Annotated in this window: 21 protein-coding genes; 13 read left to right on the top strand and 8 right to left on the bottom strand. The window is 37.1% G+C overall.

What is annotated here, in order from left to right:
- Window positions 1-182 precede the first annotated feature (182 nt).
- Complete coding sequence (metK, locus tag V7Q04_RS10995; protein WP_333805145.1) at window positions 183-1,397, top strand: methionine adenosyltransferase; 1,215 nt, start codon at window positions 183-185, stop codon at window positions 1,395-1,397.
- 40 nt (window positions 1,398-1,437) lie between these two features.
- Here the strand turns inward: metK and V7Q04_RS11000 are convergent, their stop codons facing one another.
- Entirely contained in the window at window positions 1,438-2,670 is a 1,233-nt protein-coding gene (locus V7Q04_RS11000) for an apolipoprotein N-acyltransferase (protein WP_333805146.1), read from the bottom strand.
- An 11-nt stretch (window positions 2,671-2,681) separates the two neighbouring features.
- Between V7Q04_RS11000 and yajC the strand changes: the two genes are divergently transcribed.
- From yajC to V7Q04_RS11060, 12 genes are read left to right on the top strand one after another with little or no spacing between them, the layout of a single operon-like run.
- On the top strand, window positions 2,682-2,957 hold the full coding sequence (gene yajC, locus V7Q04_RS11005) for a preprotein translocase subunit YajC (RefSeq protein ID WP_333805147.1): 276 nt from the start codon (window positions 2,682-2,684) through the stop codon (window positions 2,955-2,957).
- A complete protein-coding gene (gene secD / locus V7Q04_RS11010; protein ID WP_333805148.1) occupies window positions 2,950-4,530 on the top strand; it encodes a protein translocase subunit SecD in 1,581 nt (526 codons plus the stop codon). The genes yajC and secD overlap by 8 nt, the downstream gene beginning before the upstream one ends.
- Window positions 4,530-5,501: a protein translocase subunit SecF gene (gene secF, locus V7Q04_RS11015; RefSeq protein WP_333805149.1), complete on the top strand. Its 972-nt coding sequence runs from the start codon at window positions 4,530-4,532 to the stop codon at window positions 5,499-5,501. The genes secD and secF overlap by 1 nt, the downstream gene beginning before the upstream one ends.
- A 15-nt stretch (window positions 5,502-5,516) precedes the next feature.
- Entirely contained in the window at window positions 5,517-7,964 is a 2,448-nt protein-coding gene (gene leuS, locus V7Q04_RS11020) for a leucine--tRNA ligase (protein ID WP_333805150.1), read from the top strand.
- Between the two features lies 1 nt (window position 7,965).
- Complete coding sequence (lptE, locus tag V7Q04_RS11025) at window positions 7,966-8,481, top strand: LPS assembly lipoprotein LptE (RefSeq protein ID WP_333805151.1); 516 nt, start codon at window positions 7,966-7,968, stop codon at window positions 8,479-8,481.
- Window positions 8,465-10,009, top strand: a complete 1,545-nt coding sequence (locus V7Q04_RS11030) for a diguanylate cyclase (RefSeq protein WP_333805152.1) — start codon at window positions 8,465-8,467, stop codon at window positions 10,007-10,009. Before lptE ends, V7Q04_RS11030 begins: the two co-directional genes overlap by 17 nt.
- Entirely contained in the window at window positions 10,009-11,163 is a 1,155-nt protein-coding gene (locus tag V7Q04_RS11035; RefSeq protein ID WP_333805153.1) for a bifunctional folylpolyglutamate synthase/dihydrofolate synthase, read from the top strand. Before V7Q04_RS11030 ends, V7Q04_RS11035 begins: the two co-directional genes overlap by 1 nt.
- On the top strand, window positions 11,153-12,055 hold the full coding sequence (locus V7Q04_RS11040; RefSeq protein ID WP_333805154.1) for a peptidoglycan DD-metalloendopeptidase family protein: 903 nt from the start codon (window positions 11,153-11,155) through the stop codon (window positions 12,053-12,055). Before V7Q04_RS11035 ends, V7Q04_RS11040 begins: the two co-directional genes overlap by 11 nt.
- Window positions 11,992-12,390, top strand: coding sequence for a bactofilin family protein (locus tag V7Q04_RS11045; RefSeq protein ID WP_333805155.1), 399 nt, complete (start codon window positions 11,992-11,994; stop codon window positions 12,388-12,390). Before V7Q04_RS11040 ends, V7Q04_RS11045 begins: the two co-directional genes overlap by 64 nt.
- Complete coding sequence (gene mfd / locus V7Q04_RS11050) at window positions 12,391-15,360, top strand: transcription-repair coupling factor (protein ID WP_333805156.1); 2,970 nt, start codon at window positions 12,391-12,393, stop codon at window positions 15,358-15,360. It begins immediately after the preceding gene.
- Entirely contained in the window at window positions 15,357-16,163 is an 807-nt protein-coding gene (locus V7Q04_RS11055; protein ID WP_333805157.1) for a TIGR00282 family metallophosphoesterase, read from the top strand. The genes mfd and V7Q04_RS11055 overlap by 4 nt, the downstream gene beginning before the upstream one ends.
- On the top strand, window positions 16,156-16,818 hold the full coding sequence (locus tag V7Q04_RS11060; protein ID WP_333805158.1) for a 3-methyladenine DNA glycosylase: 663 nt from the start codon (window positions 16,156-16,158) through the stop codon (window positions 16,816-16,818). The genes V7Q04_RS11055 and V7Q04_RS11060 overlap by 8 nt, the downstream gene beginning before the upstream one ends.
- 45 nt (window positions 16,819-16,863) lie before the next feature.
- Here V7Q04_RS11060 and V7Q04_RS11065 read toward each other — a convergent pair whose 3' ends face one another.
- From V7Q04_RS11065 to argJ, 7 genes are all read right to left on the bottom strand, one after another.
- Complete coding sequence (locus V7Q04_RS11065) at window positions 16,864-17,091, bottom strand: YdcH family protein (protein WP_333805159.1); 228 nt, start codon at window positions 17,089-17,091, stop codon at window positions 16,864-16,866.
- A 131-nt stretch (window positions 17,092-17,222) separates the two neighbouring features.
- Window positions 17,223-17,819 carry a TetR/AcrR family transcriptional regulator gene (locus tag V7Q04_RS11070; protein WP_333805160.1) on the bottom strand — a complete coding sequence of 199 codons (597 nt, stop codon included), beginning with the start codon at window positions 17,817-17,819 and terminating at the stop codon, window positions 17,223-17,225.
- Window positions 17,820-17,866: 47 nt separating this feature from the next.
- Window positions 17,867-20,890, bottom strand: a complete 3,024-nt coding sequence (locus tag V7Q04_RS11075) for an efflux RND transporter permease subunit (protein WP_333805161.1) — start codon at window positions 20,888-20,890, stop codon at window positions 17,867-17,869.
- A gap of 9 nt (window positions 20,891-20,899) precedes the next feature.
- Window positions 20,900-21,595, bottom strand: a complete 696-nt coding sequence (locus V7Q04_RS11080) for an efflux RND transporter periplasmic adaptor subunit (protein ID WP_333805162.1) — start codon at window positions 21,593-21,595, stop codon at window positions 20,900-20,902.
- Window positions 21,595-22,836, bottom strand: coding sequence for a TolC family protein (locus V7Q04_RS11085; RefSeq protein ID WP_333805163.1), 1,242 nt, complete (start codon window positions 22,834-22,836; stop codon window positions 21,595-21,597). The genes V7Q04_RS11080 and V7Q04_RS11085 overlap by 1 nt, the downstream gene beginning before the upstream one ends.
- A 38-nt stretch (window positions 22,837-22,874) precedes the next feature.
- Window positions 22,875-23,720 (bottom strand): NAD(P)-dependent oxidoreductase, encoded by an 846-nt coding sequence (locus V7Q04_RS11090; RefSeq protein WP_333805164.1) that lies wholly within the window; start codon window positions 23,718-23,720, stop codon window positions 22,875-22,877.
- A 534-nt stretch (window positions 23,721-24,254) separates the two neighbouring features.
- Window positions 24,255-25,445: a bifunctional glutamate N-acetyltransferase/amino-acid acetyltransferase ArgJ gene (argJ, locus tag V7Q04_RS11095; protein WP_333805165.1), complete on the bottom strand. Its 1,191-nt coding sequence runs from the start codon at window positions 25,443-25,445 to the stop codon at window positions 24,255-24,257.
- Window positions 25,446-25,477: the final 32 nt, after the last annotated feature.

Below are 25,477 nucleotides of genomic sequence, written 5' to 3' on the forward strand. Positions count from 1 at the left end.
TTATATGAAAGAGAGTATTATACTCTTGTTACTAAGCGGTGGGCTCATAGGAGCTCTTATTCAAACTTTTAATTTTATTTTATGTTTCGTCTCTTCTTGAAACCATAAACGGAAAACAAAAGGATGGAAAACAATGCAGAGGTTTAGGCTTTTGCTGGAAAACAAAGAAATGGAAAACAAAAATGGAACACACAAAACACTACCTCTTCACTTCTGAAGTTGTAAGCCCAGGACATCCTGATAAATGTGCAGATATTATTGCTGATAGTATTGTTGATGCACTCATCATTGCCGATAAAAACTCACGCGTAGCCAGTGAAGTTTTTGTTGCAGGTAAACATGTTATCATCGGTGGAGAAGTGAATACTAAGAGTATTCTCTCTTTTGCAGATTACGAAAAAATCGTCAAAGATGCACTGATTAAAATCGGTTACGATGGAAAGTCCGCTTTTACCAAAGAGCAATGCCTTTTCCCTGATGAAGTGAAGGTGCAAGTACTTCTCAATCAGCAAAGTAGCGACATTAATCAAGGTGTTGACCAAGAAAGTGGCGAAATTGGTGCTGGAGATCAAGGCATTATGTTTGGATTTGCTTCATCTGAAACGGCTGATTTTATGCCAGCAGCAATTACGTATGCACGTATGTTATGTGATAAAGTGTATAACTATGCACTGAAACATAACCATAAGCTTGGCGTTGATATTAAAACACAAGTGACCGTTGATTACGGTACCAAACAAAATTTTGAAGAGTGCAAACCTCAAAAAATTCATACCATTGTTGTCTCCGCTCCATCTACTGAAACGATGCCAATTGAGGAAGTCAGGGCTTTGATTAAAGGTCTTATTGATGATACAGGTCTTCCAACAGAACTTTACGATCCAAATGACACGATTATTCATATTAACCCAACAGGTCGTTATGTTAACCACAGTTCACTTCACGATTCAGGATTAACAGGTCGTAAACTCATCGTTGATAGTTTTGGCGGTTATTCACCTATTGGTGGTGGTGCACAATCCAGTAAAGATTATACCAAAGTGGATCGTAGTGGTTTGTATGCAGCACGTTGGATTGCAAAACATATTGTCGCAGCAGGTCTTGCTAAAAAATGCTCTGTTCAACTCTCGTATGCGATTGGTGTAGCAAAACCAGTTTCTGTTGCTGTTGATACCTCTGGTACGTACACTAGCCTGAGCGATGATGAGCTCTCAAGCTTTGTGCTTGAAACATTTAGCTTAACACCACGTTGGATTACTGAGAAATTTGGTTTAGATAAACCAAGCAGTGAAACGTTCTTGTATGCAGACGTTGCAGCACGTGGACAAGTAGGTCAGAGTGACTATCCTTGGGAAAAATTAGATAGTCTAGAGCTCTTTAAAGCACTTAAAAAATAATTTATATCTAAAGCTTTTAAAGGCACTGAAAAGAGTGCCTTTAAGGCAATATTATGCCGCTTTTGCCACTATTGGCACTATGATAAATCACTGTTTGATATTTTTTAGCATACAATCGTAAAAGTAAATATTGCAGTGTTTGCTCAGATGATGGGCTAAACCAAGCGTTATTGCTGATGACAATCATCTGCTTAGGGCTTCCTTCAAATAACTTCTCATTCGTTCCTTCATAGCAAATAGCACTTCTAAAGGGGATGTTGTTAATGACAAAATCTTGCGGTACTTTGGCTTTTTGATAATCTTTTGCACCATCAAAGAAAAGCTTGTTGATGATTTCGACAAGAAATTCAGGAAAAGGAATCTCTTCACCAAAGGGGACAAGAACGATTTTATGGGCTATTTGCATTTCACCTTTTTCAAAGAGATATGAAGAATTGAAAAATCCTTGGTCTTCTTCGTAGGTTAAAGAACCTGTTACGATAGTAATTTTATGCGAATACTTTTTGAGTGCATCCACCAAAGCAGGCGCACGATTGAGATAGAGTGGAAAAGCACTCTCTGGAAAAATAATTAATTCTTTATTTTGCATGATGGCTTGTTCAATTAATGCAAAATTGAGATCAATGGCTTGCTTCTGATATGCCGCATCCCAACGTTGTGATTGTGGGATATGCATGGTAGGTATGGCAACATCGATTTGTGGTGGTAGAACATTCGGTGTCGTAAACGAGAGTGATGCAATAAGTGGAATAATCGCAAGACTTTTACGCCAGTTAGGAAGTGCTTTAAAAAGTGCAATGGCACTCAAAAAAAGTCCAAAAGAAAAAGGCGTTATTGAAAAATAGGTATCAATGAGTATCACTTCTAGTTTAAGCCAGTTAAACCCAAATGGATCAACAAAACTGACGCCAAAAAGTAACGGTAGTTGTATATAAATTGTTTTGCCCAATCGCCCAATAATCCAAAATAAAAGAGCGTAAACAATCGCTATACCAAATATGACAAAGGGAATAAGAAAGCTTAAGTCGTAATAAACAAAACTAAAGCTAATCCAGTAAAACCACAGAATACCAATAAAAAGCCCACTCCAAAACCAAACCACTCTATTTTCACCCAATAGAAGGTAGAAGCCTGCTATAGCTAAGAGTGAATTGAGGAGTCGAAAGGTAATTTCAAAATAACTGAGGTAAATAAACGCAGAAAGGAGTAGTGCGATAACAAAGGCTTTTATTATGTAAATGCGGGTAAAATAAATGTCTAAATTTTTTTTCACAAAGGATTTCCATGCAAGGTTCTGCAAGTTTACTCTCTTCTTTACTTCCACTCGTTGTTCTTTTCGCGATTTTTTATTTTTTAGTGATCAGACCACAACAAAAACAGGTAAAGAAACACAAAGAAATGATTGATGCTCTTCAAAAAGGCGACAAAGTCATTACAAGTGGTGGTTTAATCTGTGAGGTTGTAAAATCTGAAGAGGATTCTATCAAAGTTAAGCTTAATGATGAAGGTATCATGGTAAAGGTATCAAGAGATTATATTGCAAAGAAAATCGATGCCTAGTGGTAAATTCAATTATCGTTTAGTCATTTTTCTCATTGCAATTATATTTGGAGTGGGCATGTCAATGCCTACTTTTTTGCAAACTGAAAAAGGGTCTAAAGTTGCTTTAGGTCTTGATCTTCAAGGCGGTCTTCACATGCTCTTAGGTGTTCAAACCGAAGAAGCTATTAAATCTAAAGTAAAATCTATTGCTTCCAGTATCAAATATTTTGCACAAAGCGGTGACATCATTATTGATGACTTTCGTCTTGATGAAGAGGTGCTCTCTTTTACACTTCTTGACAAAGATGAAGAGAAAAAAATTGATGAGATGCTAAAAACGATTAGTGGTTTGCAAGTTTCAAAAGAAGCACTTCATTACACACTCTCTTTGAATGATAAAGAAAAAGAGCTTATTAAAGAATATGCGCTTTCTCAAGCAGTAGAAACAATCCGTAATCGTTTAGATCAATTTGGTTTATCAGAGCCAAATGTTGCAAAACAAGGTAACGATAAAATTCTTGTAGAACTTCCTGGCATTAAAACAGCAGAAGATGAACAACGTGCACGTGAGTTGATCGCAAAAGCGGCACACTTGCAACTTATGGCAGTGGATGAGAAAAAGCGTGATCGTGCCAACACCATGAGTCCTTCTGAAGCATCTCAATACGGTGATGTGATTTTAAGTGATGCACGTGGTGATAATATTCGTCATATTCTTAAAGAAATTCCTATCATTGATGGTAGTATGTTAACCGATGCAAAAGTAGCATTTAGCGATATGCATCAACCGGTCATTAACTTTACACTTAACTCTGAGGGTGCAAAAATCTTTGGTGATTTTACGACCAATAATATTGGCAACCGTTTAGCGATTGTTTTAGATAATAAAGTCTATTCTGATCCTGTTATTCGCGAACGTATTGGTGGGGGAAGTGGTCAAATCAGTGGTGGCTTTAGTGTTAAAGAGGCTCATGACGTAGCCATCGCACTTAGAAGTGGTGCACTTTTAGCGCCTGTTACATTGCTTGAAAAGCGAAGTATTGGACCTTCTTTGGGTGCTGATAGTATTCAAGCGAGTTTGATTGCCCTAATATCAGGCTTTGTGTTGGTTTCAGGATTTATGCTCTTTTATTACCGTTTAGCTGGCGTTGTTGCCAACATCGCATTGATTGTGAATCTTTTTTTATTGATCTCTATTATGGCTCTTTTTGGGGCGACGTTAACTCTTCCAGGTATGGCTGGTATCGTTTTAACCATTGGTATGGCGGTGGATGCAAACGTTATTATTAATGAGCGTATACGGGAACTGTTACGGCAAGGAGTTCCTATGGGACAGGCAATTGAACATGGTTATGAAAATGCGATGAGTGCTATTTTAGATAGTAACATTACGTCGATCATTACGTCAGTACTTTTGTATGTTTATGGAACAGGACCGATTAAAGGATTTGCAATTACGACAGCCGTTGGTATTAGTGTTTCTATGCTAACAGCTATTTTAGGAACACATGGCATTTATCAATTTTTGATGCCTCGTATTGAAAAAAGTAAAAACCTATCTTTGTGGTTTGGTATGAAGAGGAGTCATTAATGGAGTTTTTTTCACAAAATAGAACTTATGATTTTATGAAAGTTAGTCGTTTTTTTATTGTAACGACACTTTCCTTAGCACTTTTTTCAGCTATTTTATTTTTTACAAAAGGACTTGAATACGGTATTGATTTTTCAGGCGGTACCATTGTTCAACTCAAATATGAACAAAAAGCACCTATTGACAAAATCAGAGAAGATCTTTCCAAAGATAAGATTTTTGCAGGAGCACTCATTACAGAGTTTGGATCTCCTGAAGAGATTCAAATTCGTTTTGCCTCAACAACGGGTGGTGTAAGCGAAGATGTAGGTGACAAAGTTAGAGCAACTTTGAGTGACACTGGTAAATTTGATGTCCGTAAAGTGGATATCGTAGGACCAAAAGTTGGTGGAGAACTCAGACAAAAAGGCATTATGGCGGCAGTATTGAGTATGTTAGGCATTATGATCTATGTCGCGATTCGTTTTGAATGGACGTTTGCTGTTGCTTCAATTATTACGTTATTACACGATGTTGCCATTACCATTGGTGTTCTGATTCTTTTCCATGTTGAAATGAGTTTGGACGTTTTGGCGGCCATTTTAACGCTTATTGGTTATTCGATTAACGATACCATTATTATTTATGATCGTATTCGTGAAGAGCTAAAAAGTACCAAAGACATGGATTTAATGCATGTCATTAACACCTCTGTTTCTAAAACACTTTCACGAACGGTCTTAACAGTCTTAACCGTATTTTTTGTGGTTGTTATGCTTTATGTCTTTGGTGGAGAGATTATCCATGGATTTAGCTTCACGATGCTTATTGGCCTTATTATCGGAAGTTACAGCTCGATCTTTATTTCAGCTCCTTTCTTAAAGGTTCTTGGTTTTAGTGTTGAAGAATATAAAAACAGAATTGCACTCAAAGAAAAAAATAAGATCGAAAGAGTGAAAATGCGCTCACAGTATGAAAAAGGTACCGTTTAATTTGATGGAGAGACGATGCAATACAATCCTTTAGAACTTGAAACAAAATGGCAACAAACGTGGGATCAAACCAATGCGTTTGAACCTCTTGTTGATATGAGTAAAAAGAAAAAATATATTTTAAGTATGTTTCCGTATCCTAGTGGGCGTATCCACATGGGACATGTTCGTAACTACACTATTGGCGATGCAATTGCACGTCATTACCGTAAAAATGGGTTTAATGTTCTTCACCCAATCGGTTGGGATAGTTTTGGTATGCCCGCAGAAAATGCTGCGATTAAACATGGTGTTCATCCGAAGAAATGGACGTATGAAAATATTGACTATATGCGCAAAGAGCTTGCCTCTTTAGGTCTCTCTTTCTCTAAAAAAAGAGAGTTTGCCGCAAGCGATGTGCTTTATACCAAGCATGAGCAACGTATTTTTATTGAGATGTTTAATAAAGGATTGGTGTATCAAAAAAGTGCCACACTTAACTGGTGTAATACCTGTCAAACTGTTCTTGCAAATGAGCAGGTTGAAGAGGGCTGCTGTTGGAGATGTGACAATCCCGTAGAACAACGACTACTGCCAGGTTATTACCTTAAAATTACACAGTATGCACAAGAACTTCTTGATGATTGCGAAAAGCTAAGAGAGGGATGGCCAAGTCAAGTTTTGACAATGCAAGAAAACTGGATCGGTCGCAGTGAAGGTTTGGAATTTAACTTCACCCTTAGTGATGCTTCAAAAGCAAAACTTGGTAATCAATTTACAAGCTATAAAGTTTTTACCACTCGCCCTGATACTATTTATGGTGTAAGCTATTCAGCGCTTGCTCCTGAACATGCCATTGTTAAATATTTGATTGAGCATAAGCTATTGAGTGAAGATAAAATTGCTCAAATTAAAAAGATGCAAAGTGTGGGTGCTCGTGATCGTGCGCAAGCCCCAAAAGAGGGTGTAAGCTTAGAACTCGATGTCATTCATCCTTTAACAGGAAAAAATGTACCTGTATGGGTGGCTAACTTTGTCTTAGTCGAGTATGGTGGGGGTGCAGTTATGGCTGTTCCTGCACATGATGAGAGAGATTTTGAATTTGCGACAAAGTATGATTTAGCGATTACTCAAAGTATTGAAACGTCAACTTCTTTTGATGGAAGAGCTGCAACAACTGACTATGGTACACTTGTTAATTCAGGTGAATTTACAGGGCTTGACTCTAAAAGCGCACAAAAAGCAATTATCGCTCATTTTGAAGCTCAAAAAATTGGTACAAAAGTTATTAATTACAAACTTCGTGACTGGGGTATTAGCCGTCAACGCTACTGGGGTGCTCCAATCCCGATGATTCATTGTCCTAAATGTGGACTTGTTCCTGAAAAAATTGAAAATTTGCCTGTTGCGCTTCCTGATGACGTAGAAATCAAAGGTGAGGGTAATCCACTCGATAAACACCCAACATGGAAATTTACAAAATGCCCTTGTTGTGGTGAAGATGCAATCCGTGAAACCGATACTATGGATACATTCTTTCAATCCAGCTGGTATTTTTTACGTTATACCACAGATCCATCATTATGGAATGATGCACCGTTTGATAAAGAAAGTGCTAATTACTGGATGAATGTCGATCAGTATGTTGGTGGTATTGAACATGCCATTTTGCACCTTCTTTATTCACGTTTCTTCACAAAAGTATTGCGTGATCTAGGTTATGTAAGTTGTGACGAGCCATTTGCAAATCTTTTGACACAAGGTATGGTGCTTAAAGATGGCTCTAAGATGAGCAAATCTAAAGGCAATACGGTTGATCCGGATGCTATCATTAAAACGTATGGTGCCGATACTGCACGACTTTTTATTCTTTTTGCAGCACCTCCTCAAAAAGAGCTTGAATGGAATGACAGTGCTGTTGAAGGAGCTTTTAGATTTTTAAAACGTTTTGCACAAAAGAGTGAAAATGCTCTAAGCTGTAAAACGCTTCCTATTATTGATCATAATACACTCTCTAAAGAGTCTAAGTATGCACGTAAAAAAGTGTACGAAGCACTCAAAAAATCCAATGAGATTTATGAAGGCACATATACCTTTAATACGCTGATTGCCGCATCAATGGAAGCATTGAATGCACTCAGTGATCAAAATGATTCCGCTGTTTGGTCAGAAGGTTATTTTGTATTGCTTAATATCTTAGAGCCAATCGTTCCGCATATATGTTGGGAAATGAGTGAATCACTTTTTGGATGCGCTAATCTAGCTCCAATTGCAATGAAAGAAGAAGTTTTTGTAGAAGATAGTATGATACTAGCTGTTACTGTTAATGGTAAAAAGCGTGCTGAAATTGAAGTTGAAACATCTATTTCTAAAGAAGATGCTCTTGTCCTTGGTAAAGAGAGTGTCTCAAAATGGATAGAAGGAAGTGAACTCATTAAAGAGATTTATGTTCCTAATAAATTGATTAATTTGGTGGTAAAATAAGATGAAACAACTTTTTCTTGGACTCTTGATCGCAGTTTTAATTAGTGGATGCAGTTATAAACCATCATCCTATTATGCAAAAAAAGCATTGGGACAAAACATTTATGCAGAAGTTACGATCTCAAGGCAAGATCCAAGGAACAGTGTTTTAATTAAAGATGCTGTTAATGAAGCGGTTGTTAGCCGATTTGGTGCGAAATTGGTAAGCAAAGAAAAAGCGGATACTGTTTTAAAAATAAGCATAGGTTCAATCTCTTTTTCACCTATCGTTTATGATAAATACGGCTATGTTATTTCTTATAAAACAACGGTTGTTTTGGCAATGCAGTATGAAGATGAAAATAAAAAAGTTCAGAAATTGACAGCAACTGGAGAGTATGACTTCTCGATTGAATCTAACAGTGTTGTCTCTGATAATAACCGTTTTGATGCCATTCGTTACGCGGCATCAGATGCTTTAGATGAGTTTGTTTCCAAGATTTCTATCAAAGGACTCCGAAATGGCAACAACAATTAATGAAATCATAAGAGACTCTTTAGAACTCATCAAGGCTGAACATCTTAATTTAACACCTGATAATTATGCCAAAGTCTTTTGCAAAGTCGCAAAGCAAAAAGGTGTTATTGTTGAAGATTGTCAAAAGGTTGATAAATATACAAAAAAGCTTGATCCAAATATTGTAACGGATATGAAGCGTTTTAATATTAGCACGGTTGATGAACTTCTCTCTTTTTTAGTTGCAAAACTTAATCGAGCCAATGAAGGAGATGCCCTTAAAATGGTCAATACTTTGGCTATTTTAACCAAACGTATACTTCAAGCTATTACGCTTTTACATGACACTAAAGCGACCAACCTTGCAAATGCTTCGTTAGAACGACTTGATTTCCACCAAAATCTTCAATCTATTGATCTTGTTAAAGAGAAGTGGTTTGATTTTATTTCAAATTATGATGATAGCTATTTGAAAAAGTTAGATGCCTTTGGTCATGTGACTAAAGATGATCTCGAAGTGATGGTTCGAGATTTAATTAAGATTTTAAGTAAAGATAACAGCACTGAACTTTACAAAACATTGGTTCCCCTTATTATTGCATCACTATCGCCTTCTATCGCTTCTGGTATGAATGATGAATTAGCTTCAATTAGCAATGAATTACGCAATTCTCCTGATGCTTTAGGTACACCTGCCCTTCAGCAAGAGATCAAACATTTGATTGGAAAACGCATCGATCTTGATAAAGCAGAAGTACAAAAAAAAGTTGCAGCACTCGATAAAATTCTTGATGAGATTAATAAAAAGATTCTTGAACTTATTCAAAGCAGTAACTTTAGCCATGAACAGGTTAAAGTTATTAAAAAAGATTTGCAAAGTATAAACTTTCAACAAGACAGTTTTGAGACGGTACAAGTTAAGCTTCTCAATATCGCTTCTTCTTTAGAGAGTGAAACCAGATCTCTTAGTGAAAAAATGATCAGCAATCAAGAGACTATCACTAAGCTTCAAAACCGTATCTCTAAACTTGAATCAGCCCTTTTAGTTGCTAAGCAAGAGGTAAAAGAAGATTATCTGACTCATGTGGCAACCAAACGTGCACTTGCGAATGAAATGAGTCGTGTCGAAGATGCCTTTATGCGTTATAAAATTGACTATACACTCTGTTTTATTGATATTGATCACTTTAAAATGGTGAACGATACCTATGGCCATGAAGCAGGGGATGTTATTCTCTCAACAGTAGGAAAAATCTTACGTAAATACATTCGTCAAGTTGATTTTGTAGGACGTTATGGTGGCGAAGAGTTTTTAGTCATTCTTCCAAGTACGGATCTTCCTCAAGCGATTCACTTTGCAGACAAAATTAGAGCGATTGTTGAGCAGTTTAAATTTCTCTATAAAAATGAACGTATCAATGTGACGGTGAGTTGTGGTGTTTCGCAGCGCTCACAGCAAAAATCAAGCGATGAAACGCTTAGTGCAGCGGATGGCTTTTTATATAAAGCAAAAGAAGCTGGCCGTAATCAAGTGATGCCTGTGCTTTAATGCGACTGCAACCTTTTTTAGAGACTAAACCACTTTTTTATGATGAGATTGATTATGCTCGTATGCCAAAAGCTTACCAAAGTATAGCGTCTTATTTTAATCTTCCTAAAATTATTCATCTTGTAGGCACCAATGGCAAGGGGACTACGGGACGTTTTTTAGCCCAGATGCTTCTTTCAAATGGCCTACATGTAGGACATTACACCTCGCCTCATATTCTTAAGTTTAATGAGCGCATTTGGTTTGATGGTTCGGATGTCGAAGATGCAGTATTGGAAAAAGTGCATGAAAAACTACTCACTTTACTGGATCCTTCTTTTGCACAAGCACTTTCTTATTTTGAGTATACCACGCTTTTAGCAATGCTTTTTTTCTCTGAAACATGCGATTATGTGGTTCTTGAAGCAGGACTTGGTGGGGAATACGATGCGACCAATGTTTTTCCTAAATGCCTCTCTGTTATTACCCCTATTGGGCTAGATCATCAAGCTTTTTTAGGGGAAAGTCTTGAGGAGATTGCTCAAACAAAAATTAACAGTGCAACAACCGATATGATTATAGCCAAGCAGTATGATTTAAAGGTCTATCCTATTGCACTTCTCAAATCACAAGAATTACGAAGTGAAATTTATTGTGTTGAACTATTTTTTAATGAAGCAAAAAATAAAGCGTTAAATGCCTATGCTAGCAAACATCATTTACCACTTTATTTACAAGAAAATTTTCAAACCGCACTTTGTGCATTAAATGTCATGGGTTATAATATTGATCTTGAAACCTTTTACCCTCAGGTTTTGCAAGGACGTTTTCAAAAATTGATGCCTAATGTTACGATTGATGTGGGGCATAATGTGATGGCGGCAGAGGCATTGGTTGCCAGTTTAGGCAAAAAAAAGGTTATGTTGGTCTATAATAGTTACAAAGATAAAGATTTTAAAACGATTTTATCGATTTTAAAACCAATTATCGAAGCGATTTTAGTGATAGAGATTGATAGCCCAAGAGCTGTAGAGAAGTCTGCATTGTATGACGTCGCTTACACGTTAGAGCTTCCTATCTCTTCTTTTATAGGCATTCAGAACGATAAAGAGTATTTGGTATTTGGCTCTTTTTCAGTGACGGAAGCATTTTTAAAGGCTGTATGTGAAAAATAAATTTACCGTTACGATCTCAGATGTGCATGGTTCACGACACTTTTTATTGCATCAGATCATTAAAAAGTTTTTGCTCTACTTTACGTTGTTTGTTGCTTTGGTGATTTTAGTAGGTAGTTTTGTGATTTTATTTTTAATGCATGAAGTTTCATCTCTTGAGGCAAAAAAAGAGAGTGCCTTCCAAGAACGTAATGTTTTGTTAGCCCAAAATGAGTCTCTGCAAGAAGAGATCTCCGAAAAATCAAAAGAGTATGAAGCGATTCGCGATAAAATCAGTAATGTTGAAGAGCTCATTGGTCTTAGAGTCAATGATGAAGATAACCTTGATACAAGACTTGAAGAGATTGACTTAGCGGCACTACAGCAAAAGACTTTTTTTGATAACATCCCAAGTGGTGATGTTATGGCGTACAGTGAGTTTTCATCGCGTTTTGGTTGGAGAGAAAACCCTATTTTAAAACGTAAAGAATTTCATGCGGGTACGGATTTGAGAGCCCCTATTGGAACACCTGTTTTAGCGCCAGCAGATGGTGTTGTCAAATTTGTTCAGTATAATCAAAACAGTGGTTATGGTAATGTTGTCTCTCTCAGCCATAATTATGGATTTGAAAGTTATTATGCACATTTACTCAATAAACCTATTGTTAAAGAGGGGCAGTTTGTTAAAAAAGGCGATGTGATTGCTTATTCTGGAAACAGTGGAATGTCTACAGGTCCGCATTTACATTATGAAATTAAGTTTATAGGACGTCTTTTAGACCCAGAATCTTTTTTAAGATGGAAGGGTGCTAACTTTAAAGAAATCTTTCAAAAGGAGAAGAGAGTCACATGGGAATCTTTAATAAAGTTGATCAGTTCACAACAACAGTACCCGCTTCCGAAACAACCATAGTAGCGAGTGGAGCTAAAATTGAGGGTATCTTTAACTGTCAGACACGTTTACATGTAGACGGTGAAATTATTGGTAAAGTTCTCTCTGATAGCATTGTTATCATCGGAAAACAAGGTAAAATCAGTGGTGAAATTAATGCCAGTCGTTTGATTATCAACGGTCTTTTTGAAGGTAATGCCAATTGCGACAATGTCGAAGTATTGGAAGGTGGCAAATTTCTAGGAAAAGTCATTGCTAAAGAACTTGTCATTGAAGCAAAAGCTATTTTTGAAGGTGAAAGTAAAATTAAAACGGAGAGTGCAGAAGCCCCTTCGTATGAAGAACAAAGGGATTGATTGTTACAAGCTGCGTTTTACGAATTTTTACAAACAAAAAATGACTTCCAACTTTTAGGTGTTAAAGGCGAAAAAGAGGCTTTTTTAGCCTCTGAGATCGCTCTTTTCCTTGGTAAAAAAAGCTATGTTTTACCCGATCTTAGAGCTAACAGTGGCGATGATCTACTCTCCTTTCATGAAGAAATGGTGGAACTTTTACGGGTTTTACATGCTTTTTATCAAGATCAATCTACGAAAAAGATTTTAATTTCTCCTCTACGTACGCTGTTAACTCCACTACCAAAAGCAGACCTTTTTGATACCTTTGTTTTAGAGTTTGGAATGCGTTTACATCTTGAACGTTTTCGTGAACAGATGTATTATTGGGGCTATCTTGCCGTCGATGTTGTCCAAGGAAAAGGCGAAATTTCTATCCGTGGCGACATCATCGACATCTTCCCACCCGATAGTGAAAAAGCCCTTCGTTTAAGCCTTTTTGATGATGAAGTAGAAAGCATTCGTCTTTTTGACTGTGAAAGTCAAAAAAGTACCAAAGAAGAATTGGAGAGCTATACACTTTTCCCTGCACTGTTTGCGCTGGATGAAGAACGCCATACTCTGATGCAAAAGCGTATAGATTCGCTTAAAAGTGACAGTTTTACTAAAGATATTCACTCCCTAGGTCTATGGGTTTTAGGCGAGAGTGGCGCGGTTTACACCGATACATTTAAAACCTATTTGAGTATGGACGCGGTAGAAGAGCTTGCAGAAATCGCTTTGTTTGATGAAGAGGGGGCTAAAAGCCTTCAAAATCTTCCTTGTATACCCGAAGCTAAAAGTTACCGAGAAATTGCACCATCAAATATTAAAACATTTATAGAACTCCACCAAAAAAAGAAGATTACGCTCTTAGCTAAAAACGAAGTGTTGCTCCGTATGGTTGATGTGGATTCTACGCATATCAAATGGGTTCAGAGTGAGCGCATTGTCAATATCATGAATGCCGAAGAGATTATTCTCTCCCTCAACAAACCTACCACTAAGCTCAAACGCAAACGTGCCAATATTGTTTTGGATGAGCTTAAAAATGGCGATTATGTAGTGCATGAAAATTACGGCATTGGTATTTTCAAAGGGCTTACACAAGCGACTGTTTTAGGGGCAACGAAAGATTTTGTTCTTATTGAGTATTTGGGTGATGATAAGCTTTTACTTCCAGTTGAAAACTTGCATGTCATAGACCGTTACATTGGCGAGAGTGGTGGATTGGTTAGTGTTGATCGTCTTGGCAAGGGAACATTCCAGAAACTCAAAGCGAAAACCAGAGAACGCCTTTTAGAGATAGCGAGTGAAATCGTCGCCATTGCCGCTAAGCGCGAAATGGTTGATGGACTCAGCATCAAAGTAGAAGAGGGCGAAATGGCACAGTTTGAGGCTGATGCAGGTTTTGCTTATACGGAAGATCAAAAACGTGTCATCACTGAGATCCTAACCGATTTTAGCGGCGGTAAAATGATGGACAGACTCTTAAGCGGTGATGTCGGCTTTGGTAAAACGGAAGTAGCTATGAATGCCATTTTTGCAACCGTTCACAAAGGTTTTCAAGCCCTTCTTATCGCTCCTACAACACTTTTATGTTCGCAACATTTTAAAAGCCTCTCATCTCGTTTTGCAAAATACAATATTAAAGTAGCACAATTAGATCGTTTTACGACAGCGGCTCAAAAGCAGGTAATTTTAAAAGAACTCAAAAGCGGCGCATTGCAAGTGTGTGTGGGAACGCATTCACTTTTTGAAGTGGAACTGTTCAATCCAGCTCTTGTGGTAGTTGATGAAGAGCATAAATTTGGTGTGAAGCAAAAAGAGAAGCTCAAAAATTTTAGAGAAAATGTGCATATTCTCTCCATGAGTGCAACCCCGATTCCTCGAAGTCTCAATATGGCACTGAGTTCCATTAAGCAGTATTCCCAACTTCTTACCCCTCCAAATGATAGAGAAGATGTGCGAACCTTTGTCAAAGAGTACGATGAAAAGGTCATCAAAGAGGCGATTATTCGTGAGATGCGACGAGGAGGGCAGGTCTTCTTTGTTCACAATCGCATCGCGACCATTGAAGCCAAACGCAAAGAGTTGCTCGGCATGATGCCCAATCTTCGCATCTTAACGCTTCACTCAGAAATTAGTGCGACGGTGACCGAAAAAGAGATGTTGCATTTTGAAGAGAAGTCATACGATGTGCTTTTAAGCACCTCCATCATCGAATCAGGCATCCACATTCCTAATGTGAATACGATCATCATTGATTCTGCCGATCACTTTGGTATGGCTGATCTTCACCAACTTCGTGGTCGTGTAGGACGAAGTAAGCGCCAAGGGTTTTGTTACTTTTTGGTGAAAGATAAAGAAGAACTCTCGGAATCTGCTAAAAAACGTCTTATTGCCCTTGAGTCAAATTCTTATCTTGGCAGTGGTTCAATTTTGGCGTACCATGACCTTGAGATCAGAGGTGGTGGTAACTTAGTCGGTGAAGCACAAAGTGGACATCTTAAAAACATTGGGTATTCACTTTATCTGCGAATGCTTGAAGACGCCATCAATGCACTTTTGGGTAAAACACCGATTGCTTCACGTGAAGTGGACATCAAGCTTTCTATCAGTGCGTTTATCAGCGATACCTATATTACCGAAGATCGCGTACGATTAGAGCTTTACCGACGTCTGAGCAAATGCAGAAGTATTCATGATGTTTTAGAGATTGAAGAAGAGATGCTAGATCGCTTTGGAAAGCTTGATATCCCAACCAAGCAGTTCTTGCAACTCATTGAGATCAAAATTTTAGCGACAGGGCAAAATATTACCCTTATTTCCAATTACGGACAGAATATCACCATCAAATACGAAGATGAGAAAAAAATTACACTGCAATCACGCAGTCGCGATAATGACGATGTCATTGCAACCGTGTTAACACATTTAAGGATTAAAGCGTGAGAGTAGGGTTTATTGGCGATATTGTAGGAAAACCTGGGCGAAGTATGCTTGAAGCTCACCTTCGTAAACTACGTAAAGAGTATGAGCTAGATTTCGTCATCGCCAATGGTGAAAATGCGAGCCATGGCTTTGGTTTAGGCTCCTTACATGCCAAAGAGCTTTTTTCGTATGGAGCCGATATTCTTACCGGTGGAAATCACTCGTGGGACAAAAAAGAGATCATTCCTTTATTAGATGTTATGCCCATTCTTAGGCCTCTTAATTATCCTGAAGGTGTCCCCGGACGAGGCGTGAGTGTTTTACAGGTCAAAGATGAGAAGATTGCTATCATCAATGTCATGGGGCATTATGGTATGCCGATGGTTGAAAATCCTTTCTTGCGTGCTCAAAAAGCGGTAGATGAACTTCGTGCCGAAGGGGTGCAGACAATTATCATCGACTTCCATGCCGAAGTCACTTCCGAAAAACGTGCCATGCACATGCTTTTAAAAGGAAAGGTGAGTGCCATTTTAGGTACCCACACGCACGTAGGAACAGACGACCTTCAAATCGTTGAGGGAACATGCTATGTAACCGATGTTGGGCTTAGCGGGGCACGTGATGGCGTTATAGGCATGGACAAAGATGCTCCTCTCAAACGTTTTCTCACGGGACTCCCCGCTTCGCTTGAAATTCCTAAGAAATGCAAGAAAATTTTGCAGATGGTCATTATGGATATACAAGATGGCAAATGTGTTGATGCTTTTAAACTGCGTGTTTTTGATGACCAAGAGCGTATTCTTGCAAAGGCTGTACTTGAATAGTTTTGATGTGTTGGTTGCGCTACAAAAACAAGGCTATATTAAAAGCACACGTGACCCTCTTTGGTGGCCAAGGTCTGGCACATTTTGGGTTGTTGTGGGTGCAATTTTAACGCAGCAAACCAAATGGGAAAAAGTTGAAAAGAGCATTGAAAATTTAGAACATGCGGGCATTGATAGCTTGGAAAAACTCGCCACATTTAATCTTGATCTTCTTGCATTGTCTATTCAACCTTCAGGTTTCTACAATACCAAAGCAAAAAATCTTCATCTATTAGCCAATGCTATCCTTGAAACATTTGGTTCCTATGCGTCTTTTTGCGAAAATGTCGATCGTGAGTGGCTCTTAGCTCAAAAAGGTATTGGAGAGGAGAGTGCAGATTCGATTTTATGTTATGCTTGTCTCAAAGAAGCGATGGTTGTTGATGCTTATACGACAAGACTTTTAGCCGCCTATGGATACGAGTTTGAAACGTATGCCGCATTGCAAGAATGGATCGTTGATGGACTTTTGAGTAATCTTTCAAATGTTAACAAGCTTTATGGTAAAGAAATAACGATTAATGCGCTTTTTGCAAGGTTTCATGGAAAGATTGTGGAGTTTTGTAAAGAGAATTCTCGTGGAAAAATAGTCAATGTGGAGAGTTTAGGGCTTTAAGCCCAATAAAGCCCTTACAAATTAGATTTGTAAGGGCTTAGCTTTTTAGAGGTTATGCTCTTTTTTGTATGCAACGATGAGTGCATACGCTTCATCTTTAAGTCTAAGTTTTTCTTTTTTCATTGTCTCAAGCTCTGCATCACTGATATGTGCTCTGCCTTCATCTGCATCTGTAATTTTTTGATCAAGTTCATTGTGTTTTTCAAAAATTTTTGCAAAGTGTGCATTATCAACTTTAAGTTTTGAGATAACTTCTCTGTATTCGTGTAGCATTGGTTCTCCTTTTGTATTTGTTCTTTATTTTATCAAAAAGTGCTTAATTTTACGACTATATAGAAATATTTATACATGTAAGAAACAAGAATAACATATCTTGGGAGCGTTAACAATAAAAATTCAATATATTATTTTTTCAAAATTGTATCAAGCATCATCAGATACTCAGATAAATATTTTTTTAAATCATAGTCATCTTTTATCATGGCATGAAAATACATACCGTCTGCTGTTGCAATGAGACTTCTGATCCACTGTTTCGAATCTTCCTTTAGATAACCACTTTGTATCATCTCTTCAAAAATATTTTCAATATATTCATAGGTCAGATTATAAAAATCAAGGTTCATTTGTTTAATATATTCATTTTCAACGTTAATATACATAAAAAACGTATCTCTCATAATTTTATCTAACTCAGAATAAGCAGGATCAGAGTTATCCATATAGCATGAGAAAAAAGCCATTAATTTTTCAAGAAATGTTTTTTTTGCTTGAATGTCATCTGTAACATGTTCAAGCATTTCATTACCTTTACGTTTAATGACTTCATAGATGAGTGCTTCTTTTGTTTTAAAGTAATAATAAAATTGTCCTTTTGACATATTCACAGATTCGATAAATTTATTGAGGGAAAAATTGTGAACTCCATTTTTAACAAACTCGTCGTAAGCCTGTTCGCAAATAAAATGGGATTTATCTTCTAATTTAACTTTTTGAGCCATAATAATCCTTTTAACTACACCTATAATTTTAACATGAATTGAATTTTTTAACGATGGGTATAGAGTTTTCTAAGTTTATCATCTAATGGTGCAAGCATTTTATAAAAAGCTGGAACAACAAAAAGACTTAAAATTGTAGAAATCAGTAATCCAAAGATAACACTCACACCCATTGGTGCTTTGATGCCAGAGCCTTCACCTACAGAAATAGCCAAAGGTAACATTCCAAAACACATAGCAACGGTTGTCATTAAGATAGGACGTAAGCGTGATACTCCCGCATGAATAATAGCTTCATCTAAGCTCATGGCATCCATTCTATTTTTATTGGCTGCATCCACAACCAAGGTAGAGTTTTTGCCAACAAGCCCTAGTAATAGAAAAAGTCCCATCATACTAAAAAGACTCATAGGCATATTGGCAAGATAGAGGCCTAAAAATGCACCTGTAAAGCTTAATGGCATTGCACTCATAATAATGATGGGTTGCAATGGTGATTCATATAAAGATGCGAGAATAAGATAGATCATAATAACAGCAGCTCCAATCGCTACTCCAAATGCTTCATTTGTTTCAGCCATACTTTTTGCATCTCCATCTAATTGGTAACTAACACCATCAACGAGCCATTTGTCTTTATTGGCTGTTACCGTGTCAATTAATACGTCCAATGTAAGACCATTGCTCATATCTGCTCCCACTAAAACATATTTTTGACGATCCCATCGTTTAATAGTTGTTGGTGCTTCATTTTCACTCATACGAACTAAACTGGAAACCAAAATCATTTGTCCTTTATCATTCTTGATAAGTAAATTACCAATAGCTTCGGGGCTCATGCGTTTATCATCCGAGAGTCGCATGACAATGTCATACTCTTTTCCATTCTCACGGTAATAACTCACTGCCATTTCTCCTGAGTAGGCTAAGGCAATGACATTGGCAATATCACTACTTTTAACACCGTATTTAGCGGCATTTTCACTGATAATTTTTAAAGAGAGTTGAGGCGTGTTTTGTTGCATATTGCTTTGAATACTGGCAGTGCCTTGAATCGTTTGTAGATAGTCCATTAATTTTACGGCAGATTCATTGACCAATGCCTCATTTTGAGCTCGTAAAATCATCTGAAAAGGTGTAATCATCTCACTGTATCCTGCATCATCTGCTTCATTGATGTTAATCTTCATCTCTTTAAAATCAGCAGCTTTTTCACGTACACTATTCATAATCTCTTGTTGACTTCGATGGCGCTTATCCATAGGAACCAATTTCACAAAGATAGCGCCTTGATGGATAGAACTATTAAGTCCAACACTCAATGAAGAGTATTCTACCTCTGGTAGTGACAACAATGTTTTTTGAATTTCAAGTGATCTGTTTTTCATCTCATTCATCGAAATACCTGCATGTGCGGTAAGAGAGATTTTGAACTGACTTTTATCTTCTTTTGGCATAAAGACCATTCCTAAATTTCCTGATAACATCATAGAAATAATAAAAATACCTAAAGCGCTTAAAAGGGTGGTTTTTTTATAGTGTAATGCTGTTGTTAAAAGTTTTTTATAGAATTGCTCAATTGAGATAAAAATATGTTCTGTTTTGAGATAAAAAGCTGAATGAATCGGTTTAGCAACCAAAGAACTAATCATCGGTATGAGCGTAATGGCAATAATATACGAAATACAAACAGCTGCAACAATCGTAATACCGAAGCTTGTAAAAAATCGTCCTATAAGACCATCCATACTGGCAATTGGGATAAATACTGCTAAAAGCATCGCTGAAATGGCAAGAATAGAAAATGAGATCTCACTAACGCCTTCGCGCGCCGCTTGTAATTTTGGCAATCCTTCTTCTAGTTTTTTATAGATATTTTCAATGACAACAATAGCATCATCAATGATAATACCAATAGCAAGCGTAAGTGCTGTGAGGGTTAAAAGATTGATCGTTTGTCCACTCCATCCCATCAATGCCCATACTCCAAAAACAGATACAGGTAACGCAATAGCTGCAACAAGGGTGAGTGTCACATTGCGTAAAAAAATCAAAACAACTAATGAGGCTAAAATACATCCTAAAAAAAGATCAAATTGAACGCTTTCCAAAGTTGACTTAATAAAGGTTGTTGAGTCCAATAAAATATCAATCTTAAATTCATTGGAAAGTTTTTGCAATGTGGGAAGTTGCGCTTTAACCCCATCGGCAATTTCAATTTCATTTGCACCAGAGACTTTTTTTACCTCTATCAAAACGCCATTATTGGCATTAAAATTGGCATAGGTTCGCTCATCAGAAATATCACTGATTACATCTGCAACATCGGATAATCTAACACCATCTTTGATTTTAATATTTTTTAAATCCTCAACATTCAAAGCATCAGCATCAATAGAAATACTCCACTCTTTTTCGTTCTGAACAACACGTCCACCATCGCGCTTGATGTTCTCTTCATTAATTTTTGTAGCAAGATCATTAAGGTCAATTCCATATTCACCAAGTTTGGAAATATTAGGCGTAATTTTTAAAAGTTTATTACGCATTCCTACAACACGTACTTCACCTACGCCTCGTAAATTTTGAAGTTTTGGCTTAATTTTTTCATTTGCAAATGTCATGAGATTTTCAACATGGTCCGATGTAGTTGATACAAAGAGCATTATAATGGGGGATGCATTCATAGAGTATTTTTCAACAATAGGCTTGTCAACGCCACTTGGAAAATCTACGGAAGAGACTTTATCTCTCACATCATTGGTTGCCTCTTCAATGGATTTATTGAGTTTAAACTGCGCAACAACGGTAGAAATACCCCGAGAGGTATTGGAGCTAATGCTGTCTAGCCCTGATAAACTACTAATGGCTTCTTCAATTTTATCGGTAATCTTACTTTCAATGATTTCAGAGGATCCATTTTTATACGTTGTGGTAATGGTAACAACTGGAACATCAACATTGGGTAAGAATGTTTCAGGCATCTTTTGTCTTTGGGTATATCCAAAAAATAGAATTCCTAATACAAACATAATGGTGGTGATAGGTTTGGCAATAGCGAATTTATGCATTTTTAGCCTCTACTTTGTTTTGATAGTGCCATCGCCAAAAGTGCCGATTTTTAAATCAACACCATCCGCTTCTGCATAAAGTTTTTTAGTCTCAGTATTGATGACAGGATAGACTTTAGATATTTTTGTACACACACTTTGACTCTCTGTCGCATCTTTTTTAAAACAAAAGTCGTTGCCTACATTAATCTGATTTGCAAATTGTGAATCAAATGCCAATAAGAGCTTTTTTTCATGAGAAACCAATTTAAAAAGAGGTTTGGTGCTAGAGCCTGTCATATCGCCTAATTCAATGTTTTTCTCAGCAATAATGCCAGCAAATGGGGCAACTAGCTTCATCTTTGCCACTTTCTCTTCACTTAAGAGCATTGAACTTTTAGCTTTGTCCAATTCTGCTCGTAACTTGTCCAGTGTATTTTTATCAAATACTTCTGAGCTATTTTCATAACGTTTATACTGGGCAACTAAAAATTGATATTCACTTTTTGCCATCTCTAATGCTGCTTTTTCTTCTTTATCATTCAGCACTAAAAGAACCGTACCTTTTTCTACTTTCGTGCCGACATTGGCATTGATTGTTGCAACAATGCCTTGTGACACAACATTGAGTGATGCTTCTTTTTGTGCTTTAATTTCATAGGTTGCATAGACATCTGCAAACAATGCTGTGTAAAATACCATACTTATCAATAAAAACTTTTTCATTATAATGCTCCTACTAGTGTCATTAAATCTGTACCTACGGTAAAGGCATATTCAGCTTTTTTGAGCTCAATCTCATTTTTTGCTGCAATACAACGATAAGAGGCTTCCTCTTTCTTTGTTAACTCACTTAAATATTCAGTATGACTAATTAGATTGGTAGAAAAGCGTTTCTTAGCATATTCGTAGGCCATACTGGTTGCTTCGAAAGCAGCATTAGCAGCATTTAATTTTGTACGAGCGGCCTCAAGTGAACGCTCAGAAATCTCTTTTTCTGTTTTAACGGTTTTTTCTTTATAGGCTATCTCTTGGGAGAGCGCTAAGACACCCAGACGTGCTGCTTCTTGATCTTTAGATATTTTTCCAAAATCAAATAATGGAAAGCTAAATTGTAAACTCAGATCATTACTATGTTTTGAGAGTGTTTGACTTCCAGCCATATCATCATAAGATGAATAAGCATTATTTTTAAGATCGTATTGAAGTGAAATCGTAGGCATATAGGTATATTGTGATACTGAATATTCCAAACTTTTTACGGTATGTTTATCAGCTTCTATGTCTGCTCTTGCAATACTTTTCTCTTTTGAAGCTTCATTTAAATACTCCTGATCTTGATCCATCGAAATAGCAAGACCCGTTAACTGTAAAAGCTTCAAACGTGAACTTTCTAACTGTAACTTCATGGATTCCAGATCATATTCCGCCTCTTTTTGAGACGCAACAATCGCTTGAAGTTTGTCTTTGGTGGTAAGATCATTAGTGACTAAAACAGTAATGTTTTTAATATTTTCATTAAGCTCTTTGATCTTATAATTTAAAACAGATATACCTGACTTTGCACTTTGCAATGTGTAATATTCACGAATGACATCTAACATTAATTGCTGTTTTGTAAATTCACTTTTATAAGTTTGCGCATCGTAAGCACTCTTTTGTGATGAGATTTTTCCCTCTCGTTTAAACCCGTCAAACAGAATATAAGAGGTTCTCAAGCCTACATAATCACTGTTTTTAGGCTCATAGGAGGCTCGCTCAAATTTACTATCTCGCCCTGCTATCATATCAACCGTTGGCAAATACGTTTTTTGTGAGGATTCATGTTCTTTTTTGGCTTTATCTTGATAGGTTAATTGTGATTGATACGATTCATTGGTTCCGATAGCTGATAAAAGCTCCTTCAGTCCGACATCAGCATATACTTGTTGCAATGATAAAACAATCAATGCAAGAAAAAATTTCATTTTCATTTTTTACCTTTTATGGGAGCTTTTTAACGTGATTAAAGTAAAACTTCAATCACAGATGATCCATCTTTTTTTGCAAATCCACGGCTTTCTGCTAACGTAAATAATTTGAGCATTTCCTCTAAAACTTCTGTTGGCATTCCAACAGATCTTGCTGTCTTAATAGCTATGGTAAAACCCGCTGTATAACTATCAAGTGCTGCAAATATATTCTCGTGATTATGTGTTACCATATTAGCGAGTTGGTATTCCGCACCGGGAACAAGCATAGAGACCAATGGCTCGTAAATTTCTTGTTTGACATTAAGTTTTTGAGCAATAGCCGTTGAGTATGCAAGGGTTACCATATTCATTACTGCACCAAAAACAGATGCAGCTTCTGCTTTGGTGGCATCCCCTATATCACCTACACGAATCACTTCTTTTCCAAAGCTTAGAAGAAGGTCAGTCCAAAACTTTTCATCTGCATCCTTACAACCAATGGCAAAAGAGGCTTCTCCTGATCGTAACATTGTATTGTCTGCATTGATTGTCATTTCGGCTAAGACACCACCATGTTTGGTAATTTGATCAGCCACGTCCATGATTTCATCAAGCATTGTTGTTGAAGCATTGATGAACTTTTTACCTTTAAAGGCTAATGTGAGTGCGTCATCTAATAAGAGCTCTTTGACACCTTTGCCATCTAATAGCACGATGATTGTTGCATCTGCTTCTAAAATTGCTTCTGCTGGGCTTAGAACAGCTTTGGCACCTAGTTCAACCAGTGGTGCTGTTTTAGCAGCTGTTCGATTGTAAACAATCACTTCATGTCCCGCTTTCATCACTGCCTCAGCCATGGCTGTACCCATCAGCCCTGTTCCTAATATTGCTACTTTCATCTTTATATCTCCCATCATTAATTCTAAAATTTTATAAATTTCTAGCATTGCTTGATTAACTATGCTAGGTAAGTTATAAAATAAACCAGTGGTCTAATTATAAAGCAACTATGCTTTGAATAAAATTAAACCACAAGTCTAAAATTTATTTATTTGAATATTTGACTTGAAGTTATATAAAAATGCTATTAAGATACCATCTGTTTGGTTGAGAGTAAATCTACTTTTAGAAGCGTTTATTTTGCCTAATATGTTCATTATTGTTGGTATAGATATGTCAACTCTGTGCTTGTATTTCATCATTTCAGGAATAATGAGTTACGAGAAGTATCTATTGGGTTTTATATTTTTGAAAATAGCTTTGTAGTCGTTGGGGTGTTCTTTGATGTTAATGTCGGTAAATATGACACATTCAAAAGATTAATGAGAAAATTTTGAGAAAACTTGGAGGATTGATGAATGGTTTTCTGCCAATTTCTAATCCTCCAGTAATATTTATTCTTGTTGCGTAACTTTTGTTCTTGTAAATGACACCTAAGTCCGATAGTCGGCATTGATTTCAACATATTTATGTCCTAAATCACAGCCATATGCTGTAAACCCAGCTTCTCCAATTCCCAGTTCACAATGAATACGAAAGGAATCTTTCTTCATAACTGCTGCAGCTTTTTTTTCTGCTTCTGCATCTAGCGAGCGTTGTTCGTTACTGTAAATTAAGACATCATCATAGTGAATGACAAGACTCTCTTCATTACACGTAATACCACTTGCCCCAATTGTAGAAGCGATACGTCCCCAATTTGGGTCTTCTCCAAAAAGCGCTGTTTTTACCAGTAATGAATTACTGAGTGCTTTAGCTGCACGTTCTGCTTCTGCAACACTTTTTGCACCGCTCACTTCAAATGCTACAACTTTCGTAGAACCTTCACCATCGCGTACCAGCATTAAACTAAGCTCTTTTGTAATGAGACGAAGCGCTTCATTGAAGGCTTCTTTATGGTATGCACTGCTTTGTTTTGAGCTAAGAAGTAGCACAGTATCATTGGTTGAAGTATCGCCATCAACGCTTACGGCATTAAATGAATGTTGGGTCGCAGGCAATAAAAGTTCATCCATATCTGCTTTTGGAATGTTGGCATCAGTGAGAATAAAGCAAAGCATGGTTGCCATGGCCGGGTTAATCATACCTGCACCTTTACAAATAGCCGCGATATGGAAGAAACTACCATCTTCTAGGATGACTTTAAAACAGAGCTCTTTTTTAAAGCTGTCAGTTGTCATAATGGCTGATGCTGTTGCATGTGAATCTTTGGCATTAAAGTCAAATATATCAAAAGCAGTTGAGAGCTTTTCAACATTGAGACGGTATCCAATGACACCGGTTGAGCTCATAATGGGGTTGTGTAAGCTTGGAAATTTTGTTTTCAGTTTGCTAAAGAGGGTATCAATATCTTCAATACCTTTTTCACCCGTCATTGCATTAGCATTTTTTGCATTCATCAAAATGAAATTGGTTTGAAATCCTTTTGGATAGCGCAAAAAATGTTTAATAGGTGCAGCCTGAAAGACATTGGATGTAAACACTGCTGAAATATCGCATGGTTCGTTGGTACGAATAAAAGCGACATCGTTATTGCCATTAGGTTTAAAGCCAGCGTGAACGCCTTGGCAGAAAAAACCAGCTACATTATCAAGTCCGTTTTTAAGTGGAAGAATGGTAAACATGGGTAAACCCTTTAGGATTTTAGTGTGAAAGT

This window comes from Sulfurospirillum sp., from assembly GCF_036802865.1.
Classification (GTDB): domain Bacteria; phylum Campylobacterota; class Campylobacteria; order Campylobacterales; family Sulfurospirillaceae; genus Sulfurospirillum.

Coding starts and splice junctions, on each gene's coding strand:
- V7Q04_RS11070 (WP_333805160.1), bottom strand. CDS start 17,819: ATGGCTCAAAAAGTTAAATTAGAAGATAAATCCCATTTTATTTGCGAA.
- V7Q04_RS11035 (WP_333805153.1), top strand. CDS start 10,009: ATGCGACTGCAACCTTTTTTAGAGACTAAACCACTTTTTTATGATGAG.
- V7Q04_RS11065 (WP_333805159.1), bottom strand. CDS start 17,091: ATGCTACACGAATACAGAGAAGTTATCTCAAAACTTAAAGTTGATAAT.
- V7Q04_RS11080 (WP_333805162.1), bottom strand. CDS start 21,595: ATGAAAAAGTTTTTATTGATAAGTATGGTATTTTACACAGCATTGTTT.
- yajC (WP_333805147.1), top strand. CDS start 2,682: ATGCAAGGTTCTGCAAGTTTACTCTCTTCTTTACTTCCACTCGTTGTT.
- secF (WP_333805149.1), top strand. CDS start 4,530: ATGGAGTTTTTTTCACAAAATAGAACTTATGATTTTATGAAAGTTAGT.
- leuS (WP_333805150.1), top strand. CDS start 5,517: ATGCAATACAATCCTTTAGAACTTGAAACAAAATGGCAACAAACGTGG.
- V7Q04_RS11030 (WP_333805152.1), top strand. CDS start 8,465: ATGGCAACAACAATTAATGAAATCATAAGAGACTCTTTAGAACTCATC.
- lptE (WP_333805151.1), top strand. CDS start 7,966: ATGAAACAACTTTTTCTTGGACTCTTGATCGCAGTTTTAATTAGTGGA.
- metK (WP_333805145.1), top strand. CDS start 183: ATGGAACACACAAAACACTACCTCTTCACTTCTGAAGTTGTAAGCCCA.
- V7Q04_RS11090 (WP_333805164.1), bottom strand. CDS start 23,720: ATGAAAGTAGCAATATTAGGAACAGGGCTGATGGGTACAGCCATGGCT.
- V7Q04_RS11075 (WP_333805161.1), bottom strand. CDS start 20,890: ATGCATAAATTCGCTATTGCCAAACCTATCACCACCATTATGTTTGTA.
- argJ (WP_333805165.1), bottom strand. CDS start 25,445: ATGTTTACCATTCTTCCACTTAAAAACGGACTTGATAATGTAGCTGGT.
- V7Q04_RS11085 (WP_333805163.1), bottom strand. CDS start 22,836: ATGAAATTTTTTCTTGCATTGATTGTTTTATCATTGCAACAAGTATAT.
- secD (WP_333805148.1), top strand. CDS start 2,950: ATGCCTAGTGGTAAATTCAATTATCGTTTAGTCATTTTTCTCATTGCA.
- V7Q04_RS11045 (WP_333805155.1), top strand. CDS start 11,992: ATGGGAATCTTTAATAAAGTTGATCAGTTCACAACAACAGTACCCGCT.